This window comes from Bacillus sp. RC240 (assembly GCF_044907945.1).
Taxonomy (GTDB): domain Bacteria; phylum Bacillota; class Bacilli; order Bacillales; family Bacillaceae_G; genus Bacillus_A; species Bacillus_A mycoides.
The window spans coordinates 327,890-340,563 of record NZ_JBIYCT010000001.1 but is presented as its reverse complement, the minus strand read 5'-3'; the positions used below and the strand labels follow the sequence as shown (position 1 = coordinate 340,563).

Below are 12,674 nucleotides of genomic sequence, written 5' to 3'. Positions count from 1 at the left end.
TTCCCCTATCCCTTTAATTTTTTATTAAGCTGATATTTGTTGATCGTTTTCTGCTTTTTTATTTTCAAGTGATACGCTTATAAGAGTAATAAAGTAGACAACTGTAACCGCCATAGGAATTACAATAAATCCTTTTCCCGCAAAAAGAATCCCACATACTGACGTTACTAATACAGTTCCTACTGATAAAAAACCATAACTTTTACTTTCATAAATCCATACATATGGTAAAAAATGAACACCTATTAACATCGCTACTACAAAAGGTAACCACTCCGGAAATTGAAAATATGCAAGTAATACAAACGGGATATTCAATACATTTATCCCACCAATTACTCCAGCTAAAGTCCCTAGCGGGTTTCCTTTCGCAAACATGTCAATTTTTAATATAGCAGCTATCATTAAGCCGAAAGGAAACACACAGCCCATACCAATTAAATATACCCACACAACTTGCCTTTCTGAAAGAAGAACACCAGTTATGCTCGCTACAATCCAAAATAAAAGACCAGCTATTATAACAGGAAATCCCTTCTTCGTTTTTTGTGCTAAATCTCTTTTTGCTTCTGAAATGTTCATTTCACTATCTCCCCCTCCCAATATTTGTGCTATCAAGTCGTCTCAATTTCGCCCATCCAATAACGCCAAGCTTCTAAGTAATCTTCTAAATCTTTTGGGTGGTGTCTTAAGCATGTATCGATACGCAAATATAAACCTATTACTAGTTCTTCATATAAATCTCGGTCCCTTTTACGAAATACACATTGTTTCATCACATACTGAATGGTTTCTTTCGTCAAATCTTCTGGTGTTGAACAGAACGCGTAAATTAAATCGTATATAGGATCTCCTAGTACTGGTAATGGATCAATTACTCCATACAGCTCATTCTCTTGGAATATAAAATTATGAAATCCGAAATCACCATGTAATAAAAATGGCTGATTTATTCCAGTCCCCCTATTTGGACTATTCGCTAGTTTAAGAACAATTCTATACTCTTCCTCACTTATGTAACGTCTTACATTTTCATAAGCTTCCATCACATTTGCCGTTAAAAATTCATTCCAAGATTGAACCGGACTTTCTTTCCATCCCCAGCCTTCTGCCCCTGGAACCATTTTATACTTATTGACAACTTCTTTTACAAGTGTACGAAGCGTACTTCGTTTATATCCTTGTTTACACAAAGTATTACCTTCAAGGAAAGAATACACGAAATATGTATGTAAAGGTTCCTTATACAAAAGCTTTGAAAATAAACTATTCTCCTCATAAAATGAGAGAAAATTAGCTTCTTCACGTATTACTTCCGCTTCATTCAGCTTTACTACATATTTTTCGTCCAACAAATATACAGTACTTGTCGTTCCTCCGTTCAACGCTTTTACGCTATTTGGATCATGTGAAATAACTTTCTCCTTAACTAGTTGTGCAGCAATTATTGAAATGTCCATTCTCTCACCCTTTAATTCCGAAGATTCCCCCAATTCGAAAGACAACTTTACTATTATTTGACAATCGCAAGAGAATCCCTTCTAACATCTTAATATTGCAGAAATTAATTTTCATTTTATCAAAACGGCTTCCTTCAAGATTTCATCATATAATTCATTCCATTTATAATGATACGCTGCACTCTCTTCTACTCTAACAAACATCCTTTTATCGGATTCATACTCACCGTCAAACTTATGCACTTCATTAATCTCCATCCGGTAGAACGGCTGATACCCTACTTTTGGATACGGACTATTTTCATTCCAATTTGGATTATCACTATGGTCAACGATAATATATCCAAATAAAGTACATTCTCCTTTTACATAACCTTCTTCCCACGCTTCTCTTTTAAAACATTCTTCTGGTAGTTCCCCTTCTTCTATATGCCCACCAGGAAAGTCCCAACCACGCTGCTCATGGTCTATCAGTAAAACCTTATTATTATTATGAAAACAAAAACCGTGAACACTCGTGATTCTTTCGTATTCTGGCAATATACAATCTTTTTTCCACGTTAACCTCACTTTTGATTCCCCATAATTTGCGCATATAGTTACCATTTCCCTCACTCCAAATGCTCTTCATTTAATCTAATAATCTCTATTGCACGATCTCTTTCTTTTAACTTACGAGCCAAACTTCCTACACCAAATACTTCTGTAAATGTGTGGCTTCCTACAATCAAATTGATGCCTTTAAATTTCGCATGTTGCACTGTATATAATGTTTTTTCTCCCGTTATGTACGTATCACAACCTTTTTCTAGCGCACGCTCAATAAGGTTTGTATTGTTTCCTGCACCTGTTAATATCGCAATCCGTTTTACTGGCCTGTCATGATTTTTCCAGCTCTTCACTTTCTCTTCCATTCTCTCTTCAAGTTTTTCAACTAAATTTGAAAACGGAATCGCTTCTTTATATTCTCCTATTCCCGGTAGCTCTTCTTCCTCATACGTGGAATATTCCAGTATTGTATCTATCCCAATTTCATTAAATAACGACGTACACGTGCCAAACTTTACAAAATCTAACGGCAAATGAATCCAAAAATGATTCATTTCATATTCTTTTAATTTCTCAATACAAGCCTCTTCCATACCGAATAGAAAACTCCACGGTGCATGATGTGTAACTATCATATCGACACCATTTCTATACGCTTCTTCAATTGTTTCTAGCGTCAAATTTGTCGTGTAACCTATTTTGTGAAATTCCTCTTTACTAATGTGAGTGAAGCCATACTCGTCATCACCGTATTTATTAAGATGCTCTTCAAAAAGTGATGTAATATGTTCTTTGAACTGCGTTATATTCATTTTCATTTCTCCTTTCATTTACTTTTATATTTCAAAAATAAGGAAATACTATTTAACGACGTTACATACATATAGGAGGACAATATGAAACCTGAATTTTTAAAAGCTATACATGAAGCGATTGGAAATGTTGAGCATATTCATATAGAAGAAAGTGGTGCAGATAGTTTACTCATTCATCACGATGATGCACAGCAATTAAAACAAGTTGCTGAAACGTTAGAAAACAATAATTTCCGCTCTACTATTAGAACAGCTGGGGATGCTTCGTATATTGAAGTGTTGAACAGGTAAGAAGAAGTCCCGATTATATACTGGGCTTCATTCTTTTATATTGAAATTTCAAACTCTTTCACATATACCGCTGTTCCAGTAATATCAATTTGTAAGTTATCATTTTCTACATCTTTCGTTACATAAACCATTACACGACCATCTTTATTTATTTCCTGTCCTTGCTCAACGATTAACTCCAGTTCATGGTCAAAATCTTTCTCCAAATACGTCGCATAATACGCTCCCATTACACCTGAAGCTGTTCCTGTCACTGGATCTTCAATCGTTCCAGAATGAGGTGATGAAATACGTTTATGTTCTTCATTTACCTATCTCCTAACCCTTTTTAAATAATTTATAATAACTCTCTATCTCCGTTTTTATCACACAATTATTTCTCCAAAATATCCTCTGCATCTTTTCATTTGAAGTATGTGTGCTTCCGATGTAATAAGTAGCCCCCATTTCCTTTAACATATGTAAAGATTGAAGATGCAGTTGGGAAGCAATTCCTTTCCCGCGATAATAAGGCATTACCCCAAAGTAAAATAAACGTCCTTCACTTTCTGTTCCAGGCTCTATATGTGGTATGGACAAACCAATCGGCTCATTTTTATCATAAAAAACAATGCATGACTTTTCCCAACCTTTACCTAACTCTGTTTGCACTGAATGCAAATGTTCATCGACATTCAGAATTGACGGTCGATTTCCTGATTCCAACATACATTGCTCCCAAATGCATGTGAATTCTCTTTCCGATAATGTCCCTTCTTCTATCGAGCGATATGTATATTGTTTTTCAAGCGCCTCTATATTGTTCAACTCTCTACACACTTCTATCTTTGTCGCGTACAAATCAAAGCCCTCATCAAGTAACACTTGTACACTTGCGTTATAACTACTAAACCTTTTGTTTAATACAATACTCGCTCTTTTTAACTCCCAGTTAAAACAAACTTCTTCAAATCTACTTACCTTTTCTTTGTAAGTTTGTGCGCTATAAAAAACATCTTCTTCTATTTCTTCAATCGTTACTGCATTTGGTAAACCATTTAATACTTTTCTCGAAGGACCAAATAAATTTTGAACAACTGTAAGATCGTACTTCACCACTTTATTTCACCTACACCCGGCTCAATAAACTTCCCTGAAACCTTCTCATTTGAATCTATTACCCAATCATATATATTTTGTGCTCCTTCAGCCGGAGTCATATTCGCATCAAAGGCACCAATGTCAGTCTTTAATTTTCCAGGGTGAATTGCGGTTACACGAATTCCTTTATTCTCAAACTCTTGTTGTAAGCAGAGCGTTAACATATTTTGTGCGGCTTTAGCAATTCGATATGAATATGAGAACTTACCTTGTGGAAACTCTTTGTTCGCCATTTTATGCAATGAACCTAATCGAGAGGACACATTTATTATTCTCGGATGATCCGATTTAGCTAAAGTCACATATGTACCTTTTACAGCTCGAATTACACCTAAGCAATGAATATTAAATAAGTCCGTTAACTCTTCTGAATTTGTATGTAAAACCTCAGTCTCCTTCCCAGTAATGCCAGCGTTATTTATAACTAGATCAATATACTCTGTATATTCCTCAAGCTGCTTTTTAATTTGCTCCGTACTCTCATCAATCGATAAGTCTGCTAATATAGGAAAACATCTAGAAGAAAACATCTGTTTTAACTGTTCTATCGCTTCCACACTTCTAACTAGCGGATAAACAATATGTCCATTTTCATGAAACACTTTCACTAACTGTAACCCTAATCCACGATTTCCACCTGTAATAAGTACCCTCATATACTCATCTCCTTATTTTTATAATAAATAAGAAAATCTACCCACCTACCATTTTCCTGCGAAAATGCTTCCCTCTTACATTCAAAGGAAAATCCGGCTCTTTCCGCAAGACGAACGGATGGCTCATTATCAACATGTATATGTAATTCGATTCTATGAAATTGAAGACTATTAAAAAATAACGGTAGTGCAGATTTTACACTTTCTACTCCGTATCCATTTTTCCAATATTGATTATGAATAGAATAACCCATCATTGCCCATTGATAATCCATACGTAAAATTTTAATAAGCTCTAGTTTTCCAATATTCGCTCCATCTTTTTTTCGGAATATGCCTAATACGTACATTTCATCCCGTCGTGCCGCCTCATCAAATCCTCTTATCCATTCCGTAAACCATTCTTTCGTTGAAGACGACATGTCATGATAGCCATCATCGTATTTATATTGAGATGGTAACCTCTTATTGAATCCATCTAACCAACTTTCATAATCCTCTTTTTGAAATGGACGAATAATCAGTCTCTCTGTCTCTACTTGTAATAGTGGCAGCTTCATTTATATCTCTTCCTTTAATCGTTAATTGAATATTCTTTATTATCTTACACAAAATACAAAATCTAGTAAATCATTATGTTTTTTATAAACAAAAATCCAGTTATGCTTTTTACATAACTGGATTCTTCATTATTTAATAACCTTTTATTTTACAAGAAAAACATCCCTTAATTCCCTCTTCAACACTTTCCCTAAAGCGTTTTTCGGTAATTCGTCCATAAATACAACTTCTGGTATTTTATAGCTTGCTAGTTTTTCTTTACAATGCTGAATAATCTCTTCTTCTGTTAAAGACGTTTGAATGTCCTTTACAATGTAAGCTGTTGGAACCTCCCCCCAAAAGTCATTTGGAATCCCAACTACTGCAACTTCTAAAACGCCATTTATTTCATGAATTACATCTTCTACTTGATCTGGATATACGTTGTCACCACCGCGTACGATAACGTCTTTATATCTTCCCATAATATGTAGAAATCCATCATCATCTATCATACCGGCATCACCCATGTTAAACCAATTATCTTTTACTACCTTCTTTGTTGCCTCTTCATTATTCCAATATCCTTTAAACATGTACGGGCTTTTCACGTGAATTTCTCCAACTTCATTTGTTGTTAGCTCATCACCTGTTTCTGGATGAACAATTTTCAGCTCTACATGTTTCAAAGTTTTCCCTACAGAAGACATTTTTTCTTTTCCCATATTTGGATGCCAAGAAGTTACTACCCAACCTTCTGTACTCCCATAACCTTGCACCATATATATTCCTTTTTCCATATATTTTTGGATAAGTGTTTCTGGCACTTTTGTACCACCACTTTGCGCTACTTTAAAGGTCGAAATGTTGCGCTCTTTATTATCTAATTCATCAAGCATGTAACTATAAACAGCTGGGAACGCAAGCATTGTAGTAATTTTCTCTTCTTCAATCTTATCCCAAATAAGAGTAGGATTCGAATCAGCTAAAAAGACCATCGTAACGCCATGATAAATACAATTTAAAATAGAAAGCACGCCACTCATATGAAACAATGGGTGCACTGATAAAAAGCGTTCACCTGCTGGAATTTCTCTTTGCCCCGCAATTTCAGTAAAATAATGATGTAAGTTTTTATGACCAATTACACATGCTTTTGCCTGTCCAGTCGTTCCTGAAGTAAATAAGTAAATGGCATCATCATCTTCATGAACTTCCACATTCGGCTCTGTTATTGGCTGTTTCTTTAATTTTAATTCAAATAAGCCAAACCCTTCTTTTGTCGTCTCAATTACATAAGGAATTTCTTTAACTCCATTAATCTTTAATACAACTTCACTAAATTCATCATCAATAACTAATACTTTTAATCTCGCTTCTTTTACAATCGATTCTAATTCATAAGCAGTAAGCTGATGATTAAGCGGAATAAATACCGCTCCAATTTTTAAGCTTGCCATCATAACGCTTGGAAACGGATGATTATTTTTGCATAGAATTCCTATACGATCCCCTCTTTTCACACCGGTATGTAACAAATAATGTGCAAGCTGATTTACTCGTTCATTATACTGCTGAAACGAATACCTTTTCTCTCCACCGATAAGCGCTTCCAAATTTGGTGACTGCATTGCTCTTTTTTGTAATAATTGTCGCATCGTTCTCAAGTAAAACTCCCCTTTATATATGTTAGGATTTTATTTTACCAGATTAACTATTAATTTACTAAAGATTAAACTTAGTGAATTTAAATGAAGTGAATCTTTAGTCGATGTGAGGTGTTCATCCCGACTGATTATTAGTCCACACCTTACGGGCGGTTAATGCGGGATAAACAAAAATAGCCATCTACTTAACAAGTAAATGGCTATTTCTCCTTATATATTAGAATACTCCTTATTCATCACATATTTCACATACTCAGGTGCACTTTTGTCAATCTCTTCATCACTGATTTCATATTCCGCACCATATAAATAAAATGATGGTATAAATTCCATTCCTGTATATAAGCTCGTAGCGTGGAATGGTTTCGTTAATTCATCCATTGTAATTCCGCTATTTTTATAATCTTTTTCTAACCCACCTATAGAAATAGCTACACCAAATTCTTTCCCCTTCACTTTATCCCCTTTTGATCCGTAGGCAAATCCATATGTTAATACATCATCGAACCATTTTTTTAATAATGGTGGTGAGCTATACCAGTAGAGTGGAAATTGGAATATATATCGGTCGTGCTCTACTAACAGCTTTTGTTCTTCTTCAATATTAAATTCCCAATTTGGTGCCACTTTATATAATTCATGCACCGTTATTTCATCTGGATATTTCTCAAGTTCTTCTACCCATCTTTTATTAATTCGAGACTTTTCAATATCAGGATGTGCTACAATTACAAGTGTTTTCATATATTTTCTTCCCCCTTATAAATAATTCAAACGCTTTAGTATTAGTATGAATGGGTCACATATAATTGAAAAGTACGTACTTTAAAGTGCTATAGGAACCTTAAAGTACCTTTGGAGGTGTTATATGAATCAAAATGATAATTGCCCAATCGCAACGACACTCGACGTGATCGGTGGAAAATGGAAAATTCATATTTTATGTGTTTTGGCGGATGGAAAAATGCGAACAAATGAAATAAAACGAGAAATTCCAAACATTACACAAAAAGTTCTCACACAGCAACTTCGGCAACTTGAGGCTGATGGGATTATCCATCGTACTGTATATCAAGAAGTACCACCAAAGGTTGAGTACACAATAAGCGAACATGGAAAATCTTTAATGCAAATTATGGATGAACTATTTGAATGGGGAAAAGACCATCAGATCAAAAGATTACATGACTAAAAAAACTACCAAATTCTTTACATACTAGTGGGAATGGCACATCACTATCAAGCTAACAAAAAGACCCTAATAAGAAAACTTTCATTTTTATAATCCATTTAAACTTTAGCTTGATAGTGATACGGCAAGACCCTAATAAAGAAATGTATTAAACAAATTAAAAACAACAACACATACGACTAATGTTAATAAGAAAATTATAGTCGCTGAATTGCTTACTTAATTTTGAAATCTAAACAGTTACCCTTTAAGCCAAGCTTAATAATATCGCTTTTGTACGATTATCTGTTACCTCATAATAAATTTCTAATCCTTTCCGAGTACCTGTAACGACTTTAGTAGCTTTTAGTTTAGATAAATGTTGACTAATTGTACTTTGAGGCATTTGTAATGTTTCATACATTGTCGTTACGTTAATAGGACCTTTTGCAAGCATTATTTTTACTAATGATAAACGGACAGGATGTGCTAATACCTTCAATACTTCAGTGATTTCTTCATACATTTCTTTCATATTTTTTCTCCCCTTTTATATAAACATTAATGATATCCATATATATAATTCGAAAGGATATACGATTTTATGTCCGTCATTTTAAAAAAATGTTAAAAAATATCTTCAGATGGAAGGAATCTCCCCTCCGTTCAATATTCTATAGATTTTTCTTTCACTAAATATTATGTGGTAGGAGCTTTCCTTACTGAGACCCTCTGCCATTGTTCTCTTGCTGATGTCCATTATTCCCTTGGGACCCTCTGCCGTTGTTCCCTTGCTGATTCCCATTATTCCCTTGCGATTCTCTTCCGTTGTTCCCTTGACCATTCCCATTATTCCCTTGCGATTCTCTTCCGTTGTTTCCTTGACCATTCCCATTATTCCCTTGCGATTCTCTTCCGTTGTTCCCTTGACCATTTCCATTATTCCCTTGCGATTCTCTTCCGTTATTCTCTTGCTGATGCCCATTATTCCCTTGGGATCCTCTACCGTTGTTTTCTTGCTGGTGTCCATTATTTTCTTTTTGTGGACCTCTACCGTTGTTTTCTTGCTGGTGTCCATTATTTTCTTTTTGTGGACCTCTACCGTTGTTTTCTTGCTGATGTCCATTATTCCCTTGCGATTCTCTTCCGTTGTTCCCTTGCTGGTTTCCATTATTCCCTTGGGACCCTCTGCCTTTGTTTCCTTGCCCATTTCCATTATTTCCTTGTGACTCTCTGCCGTTGTTTCCTTGCCCATTTCCATTATTTCCTTGTGACCCTCTGCCGTTGTTTCCTTGCCCATTCCCATTATTTCCTTGTGATCCTCTTCCGTTGTTCTCTTGCTGATTCCCATTATTTTCTTTTATTTGCTTCGGTTGTTGTTCCTTAGATTGCTTTTGTTCTATATGCTCTTTCTTCTCGTTGCTTTCTTCTTTTACAGGAGATGCGTCCGATGATGCATCAGAAGATGACTTTTGTTGTTCTTGATTAGACGGAGGTGCAGGTGGAGTAAGCGATTTTTGCTTCTCATTCTCTTGTTTTATATAAACGCCCGTTCCAATCCCTGCTTTCTTGGCATCCTCCCGCATTTGCATCGTACTGCTTTGATATTCAACTGTAATATGTTTTATCTCATACTCTTTCTTTAATTCCTGCATAACCTTTTCCAACTGTGGTTCTAACGACTTGTCCTTTGTAACAGCTGTTAGCATAACTTGCTTATCATTCGTTAAGTACTTATCCCCTTGACTCTGCTTTATAATAGTACGTATTACGTCTTGCAGATGCTTATTTTCCCACCCTTTCATTTCTTTTAAAATACGCCTTCCATCATCATTACAAGCTCGCAAATCTATAACACGAAGATCCTTTGTTACGCTCACCTCTAAACTTGGATTTATATCAACTGAGACATAAGCAAATACTTTTTCTTCCGGTTGGTTGTAGAAAAACAGCAACACACATAGAAAACAAGTAACAAGTAATGATGCAGGCTTTAAGAAAGAAGGGATTGAAAAACGCGGTGCTCTTTGCTCTTGTTCGTTAAACGAGATTTCCTCTCCAATCATGTAAGAGTGTACTTTTCTTTTAAACGTAATAAACTCTCCATTTGGAGTTAAAACAACTACGTTATGTTTCTTTATATCCATCACAATTCCTTTATTCATCATGCTTCTCCCCTCTTATATAATCCAGAATATATGTATAGTTGTTTGCAAAGATAATACACATCGCAATAATGTATTTTCGATGTCGCTCCAACGTTTTACGACTTACCCTAACACGTGGTTCAATATGTTTAAGGGGTAACTTTTTCTTTCGGAACAGCTCTTCCATCATTTTCTCGTCTTTTATAATAATCTTTACAATTTCTATTAAGTGCTCACGCGTATCACGATGCTTAGGGGATTCCTTAGCAAGCTCTGAAAATGTGATTTTAAACTCAGCTAGCACACTTTGAAAATGAAGAATTTCCTCCTTACGGTTACTATTTTCCATCTCTTTCATATACTCCGTAAGCGATACTTGTATTTCTAATATTTCCTCTTGCTTATCTTCTTTTAAAAAGACAAGATTATGCTTAGACTCCTTGCGTATATAGTCAATTACATCTCTTTTTATAAGAAGATCAGCAAACGCTAGAAAAGATTTTCCTTTTTTATATGAATACTGTTCAATTGCTTCGTTAAACGCAAACAATCCAATACTATATTCATCATCCTGTTCTGTAATGTACCTGCGGCAGACAGACGAGATTGATTTTCTAATAAACGGCTGATACTGTATGATAAAAGCTTCCTTATCTCCTCCGTTGTTTTGTATGTTAAATACGATATCTTCTATTTTCGTTTTTTTTAAGATTTTCATTACTAAACTCAACACTAGTAATCTCCCTGCCTCCTTCTGCTTCAAATAGCAAAATGGCCACTAAACAAGTGACCATTTAACCACATTTTCTTAGTACTTTTCTTTGGGCTTGTCTTCTTGCTGGTGCTCATATTTTTCGAGGCCGACTTTTTATATGACTATTTTTTCCACTTGTACTAAAGTGAAGTCTGTATTTTGTATTACTTTCTTGTTTTCTTTTGCAATACCACTTGTTCTTCTTGCTCTTTTCTATTTTAGCTGCAATCTTTGAATAACTCTTCGCTATATTTTTGGTAATTTTAGCTTTTTCTTCTACTTATATATATTCGAAGGAACAAATAATTTTATGGGGGTCAAAAAAATATTTTTTATAAAATAGTTATTTTTTCAAAAATAAAAACCATCAATTGGAAGAAACTCGTTATAACTCCTCCTTATGGTAATTCCTTTGTAAACCTTTTTATTTAAATGTATAATTGTATTAAAAGTCTAAAATTTCAGAATCGGAGGGCAGCGTCATGAAAAGTTTTGGTACGTTAGTAATCTCTACCGTCATTTCAGCAGGCTTAGTGTATTATAATATCGATTCCTTTTATAATAAATTTACATCCGGGAATACATATTACTGGGTAAACGGTATCCTAGCTGCTGGATTCCTTATATCCTTAATTATCAACATAAAAGATATCATCAAGAAAAACTACACAACTTCTGAATCAAATTAAGGAGCCTATTATGGTTCCTTTTTCTATGCAAAATAAAAAAGCAGCTGTTAAGCTACTTTGAATTCTTCTTATCCCCAAATGAAATGATATATATATTCTCCCGTTACACGTTCATTAATTCCAGCGATCCTAGCGAATCTCATTAAGTCCGCCCCTTGAAGAAAATACACCGAGATCGTAACTGGTACTTGTGACCACATGAATTGATAAAGCTCATTCACTCTCTGATTCGTCGAAACGATTAAATCATTTACAGGTCCATGATTCCATGCAGAGGTTTGAACTGAAGTGAACGGAAGGTCTTTCCCATTAACCACTATTCTTACCACACTTTGAGTTATGTCCACAACAATCCCCTCCACCATTACAAAATTTAAGCCTGTTTCTATACTCATATTCTTGATTAATAATAAAGGTTTAAGGCAAACCCCTATTTTCATTTCTACTCAAAAACAATTTAAATGATTCTTCTTTATTTCTCAATATAAGGAGCCTTGGATTTTCATTAAAACTCCTGTAGTATATGAACAAAGAGTAAGGTAAGAGTTACTCTTTGCCATTTTAGGAAAGGTTCTGTTGGAAACAACAGGACCTTTTTTCGTAAAGAGATGGTTTTGTTTAATTTCTCACCACTAACCACAAAAAAATATCTTATAATCGTTATATACTAAATTAAAATAATGGATTAGGAGTAGATCAAATGCCAGTTACACTAGAACTTATTCTTTTCATTCTTCTAGCAATTAGCGCTATTGGCTATTTAGCAAAAGAATTTCAAAAAACTAGGAAAAGAAC

The 12,674-nt window shown here is 34.7% G+C and carries 16 protein-coding genes and 1 pseudogene; 3 read left to right on the top strand and 14 right to left on the bottom strand.

Annotated features, from left to right (window positions below):
* Nucleotides 1-24: 24 nt before the first annotated feature.
* The 4 genes from ABH955_RS01670 to ABH955_RS01655 form a co-directional block, all read right to left on the bottom strand.
* Complete coding sequence (locus ABH955_RS01670; RefSeq protein ID WP_404456767.1) at nucleotides 25-582, bottom strand: DUF7010 family protein; 558 nt, start codon at nucleotides 580-582, stop codon at nucleotides 25-27.
* A gap of 32 nt (nucleotides 583-614) precedes the next feature.
* The gene (locus ABH955_RS01665; protein WP_404456764.1) at nucleotides 615-1,460 is read right to left on the bottom strand and encodes a phosphotransferase family protein; all 846 of its coding nucleotides are present in this window, start codon (nucleotides 1,458-1,460) and stop codon (nucleotides 615-617) included.
* Nucleotides 1,461-1,571: 111 nt separating this feature from the next.
* Nucleotides 1,572-2,066: an NUDIX hydrolase gene (locus ABH955_RS01660; RefSeq protein WP_215551955.1), complete on the bottom strand. Its 495-nt coding sequence runs from the start codon at nucleotides 2,064-2,066 to the stop codon at nucleotides 1,572-1,574.
* Nucleotides 2,067-2,071: 5 nt separating this feature from the next.
* Entirely contained in the window at nucleotides 2,072-2,821 is a 750-nt protein-coding gene (locus ABH955_RS01655; protein WP_098167798.1) for a Nif3-like dinuclear metal center hexameric protein, read from the bottom strand.
* An 84-nt stretch (nucleotides 2,822-2,905) separates the two neighbouring features.
* Between ABH955_RS01655 and ABH955_RS01650 the strand changes: the two genes are divergently transcribed.
* Nucleotides 2,906-3,115 (top strand): hypothetical protein, encoded by a 210-nt coding sequence (locus tag ABH955_RS01650; RefSeq protein ID WP_000801639.1) that lies wholly within the window; start codon nucleotides 2,906-2,908, stop codon nucleotides 3,113-3,115.
* Nucleotides 3,116-3,150: 35 nt separating this feature from the next.
* Here the strand turns inward: ABH955_RS01650 and ABH955_RS01645 are convergent.
* The 6 genes and pseudogenes from ABH955_RS01645 to ABH955_RS01620 all read right to left on the bottom strand — a co-directional run.
* A pseudogene (locus tag ABH955_RS01645) lies at nucleotides 3,151-3,402 on the bottom strand (PhzF family phenazine biosynthesis protein); the annotation flags it as partial.
* Between the two features lie 31 nt (nucleotides 3,403-3,433).
* Nucleotides 3,434-4,210, bottom strand: coding sequence for a GNAT family N-acetyltransferase (locus tag ABH955_RS01640; protein WP_141506922.1), 777 nt, complete (start codon nucleotides 4,208-4,210; stop codon nucleotides 3,434-3,436).
* Complete coding sequence (locus tag ABH955_RS01635) at nucleotides 4,207-4,911, bottom strand: SDR family NAD(P)-dependent oxidoreductase (RefSeq protein ID WP_098167796.1); 705 nt, start codon at nucleotides 4,909-4,911, stop codon at nucleotides 4,207-4,209. The genes ABH955_RS01640 and ABH955_RS01635 overlap by 4 nt, the downstream gene beginning before the upstream one ends.
* Nucleotides 4,908-5,471, bottom strand: a complete 564-nt coding sequence (locus ABH955_RS01630) for a GNAT family N-acetyltransferase (RefSeq protein ID WP_215551954.1) — start codon at nucleotides 5,469-5,471, stop codon at nucleotides 4,908-4,910. Before ABH955_RS01630 ends, ABH955_RS01635 begins: the two co-directional genes overlap by 4 nt.
* Nucleotides 5,472-5,615: 144 nt before the next feature.
* Nucleotides 5,616-7,118, bottom strand: a complete 1,503-nt coding sequence (locus tag ABH955_RS01625) for a class I adenylate-forming enzyme family protein (protein WP_404456757.1) — start codon at nucleotides 7,116-7,118, stop codon at nucleotides 5,616-5,618.
* A gap of 210 nt (nucleotides 7,119-7,328) precedes the next feature.
* Nucleotides 7,329-7,862 carry an NAD(P)H-dependent oxidoreductase gene (locus ABH955_RS01620; protein WP_242310998.1) on the bottom strand — a complete coding sequence of 178 codons (534 nt, stop codon included), beginning with the start codon at nucleotides 7,860-7,862 and terminating at the stop codon, nucleotides 7,329-7,331.
* 124 nt (nucleotides 7,863-7,986) lie between these two features.
* On the opposite strand from ABH955_RS01620, the gene ABH955_RS01615 reads away from it, so the two are divergent.
* Nucleotides 7,987-8,310 carry a winged helix-turn-helix transcriptional regulator gene (locus ABH955_RS01615; protein WP_002033301.1) on the top strand — a complete coding sequence of 108 codons (324 nt, stop codon included), beginning with the start codon at nucleotides 7,987-7,989 and terminating at the stop codon, nucleotides 8,308-8,310.
* A 247-nt stretch (nucleotides 8,311-8,557) separates the two neighbouring features.
* Here the strand turns inward: ABH955_RS01615 and ABH955_RS01610 are convergent, their stop codons facing one another.
* The 3 genes from ABH955_RS01610 to sigI all read right to left on the bottom strand — a co-directional run bounded on the left by ABH955_RS01610 (nucleotide 8,558) and on the right by sigI (nucleotide 11,169).
* Nucleotides 8,558-8,824: an ArsR/SmtB family transcription factor gene (locus tag ABH955_RS01610; RefSeq protein WP_000661861.1), complete on the bottom strand. Its 267-nt coding sequence runs from the start codon at nucleotides 8,822-8,824 to the stop codon at nucleotides 8,558-8,560.
* Nucleotides 8,825-9,008: 184 nt separating this feature from the next.
* Nucleotides 9,009-10,454, bottom strand: coding sequence for an anti-sigma factor domain-containing protein (locus ABH955_RS01605; protein WP_404490814.1), 1,446 nt, complete (start codon nucleotides 10,452-10,454; stop codon nucleotides 9,009-9,011).
* A complete protein-coding gene (gene sigI / locus ABH955_RS01600; protein ID WP_078422320.1) occupies nucleotides 10,447-11,169 on the bottom strand; it encodes an RNA polymerase sigma factor SigI in 723 nt (240 codons plus the stop codon). Before sigI ends, ABH955_RS01605 begins: the two co-directional genes overlap by 8 nt.
* 503 nt (nucleotides 11,170-11,672) lie before the next feature.
* Here sigI and ABH955_RS01595 point away from each other — a divergent pair.
* On the top strand, nucleotides 11,673-11,879 hold the full coding sequence (locus ABH955_RS01595; RefSeq protein ID WP_000834521.1) for a hypothetical protein: 207 nt from the start codon (nucleotides 11,673-11,675) through the stop codon (nucleotides 11,877-11,879).
* A gap of 68 nt (nucleotides 11,880-11,947) precedes the next feature.
* Here ABH955_RS01595 and ABH955_RS01590 read toward each other — a convergent pair whose 3' ends face one another.
* Entirely contained in the window at nucleotides 11,948-12,319 is a 372-nt protein-coding gene (locus tag ABH955_RS01590) for a hypothetical protein (protein WP_404490813.1), read from the bottom strand.
* Between the last annotated feature and the right edge of the window lie 355 nt (nucleotides 12,320-12,674).

Bases quoted from the DNA above. Each gene is read 5' to 3' on its own strand.
- ABH955_RS01670 (WP_404456767.1), bottom strand. From the start codon at position 582: ATGAACATTTCAGAAGCAAAAAGAGATTTAGCACAAAAAACGAAGAAG.
- ABH955_RS01620 (WP_242310998.1), bottom strand. From the start codon at position 7,862: ATGAAAACACTTGTAATTGTAGCACATCCTGATATTGAAAAGTCTCGA.
- ABH955_RS01630 (WP_215551954.1), bottom strand. From the start codon at position 5,471: ATGAAGCTGCCACTATTACAAGTAGAGACAGAGAGACTGATTATTCGT.
- ABH955_RS01635 (WP_098167796.1), bottom strand. From the start codon at position 4,911: ATGAGGGTACTTATTACAGGTGGAAATCGTGGATTAGGGTTACAGTTA.
- ABH955_RS01595 (WP_000834521.1), top strand. From the start codon at position 11,673: ATGAAAAGTTTTGGTACGTTAGTAATCTCTACCGTCATTTCAGCAGGC.
- ABH955_RS01665 (WP_404456764.1), bottom strand. From the start codon at position 1,460: ATGGACATTTCAATAATTGCTGCACAACTAGTTAAGGAGAAAGTTATT.
- ABH955_RS01610 (WP_000661861.1), bottom strand. From the start codon at position 8,824: ATGAAAGAAATGTATGAAGAAATCACTGAAGTATTGAAGGTATTAGCA.
- ABH955_RS01650 (WP_000801639.1), top strand. From the start codon at position 2,906: ATGAAACCTGAATTTTTAAAAGCTATACATGAAGCGATTGGAAATGTT.
- ABH955_RS01605 (WP_404490814.1), bottom strand. From the start codon at position 10,454: ATGAATAAAGGAATTGTGATGGATATAAAGAAACATAACGTAGTTGTT.
- ABH955_RS01590 (WP_404490813.1), bottom strand. From the start codon at position 12,319: ATGAAAATAGGGGTTTGCCTTAAACCTTTATTATTAATCAAGAATATG.
- ABH955_RS01655 (WP_098167798.1), bottom strand. From the start codon at position 2,821: ATGAATATAACGCAGTTCAAAGAACATATTACATCACTTTTTGAAGAG.
- ABH955_RS01660 (WP_215551955.1), bottom strand. From the start codon at position 2,066: ATGGTAACTATATGCGCAAATTATGGGGAATCAAAAGTGAGGTTAACG.
- ABH955_RS01615 (WP_002033301.1), top strand. From the start codon at position 7,987: ATGAATCAAAATGATAATTGCCCAATCGCAACGACACTCGACGTGATC.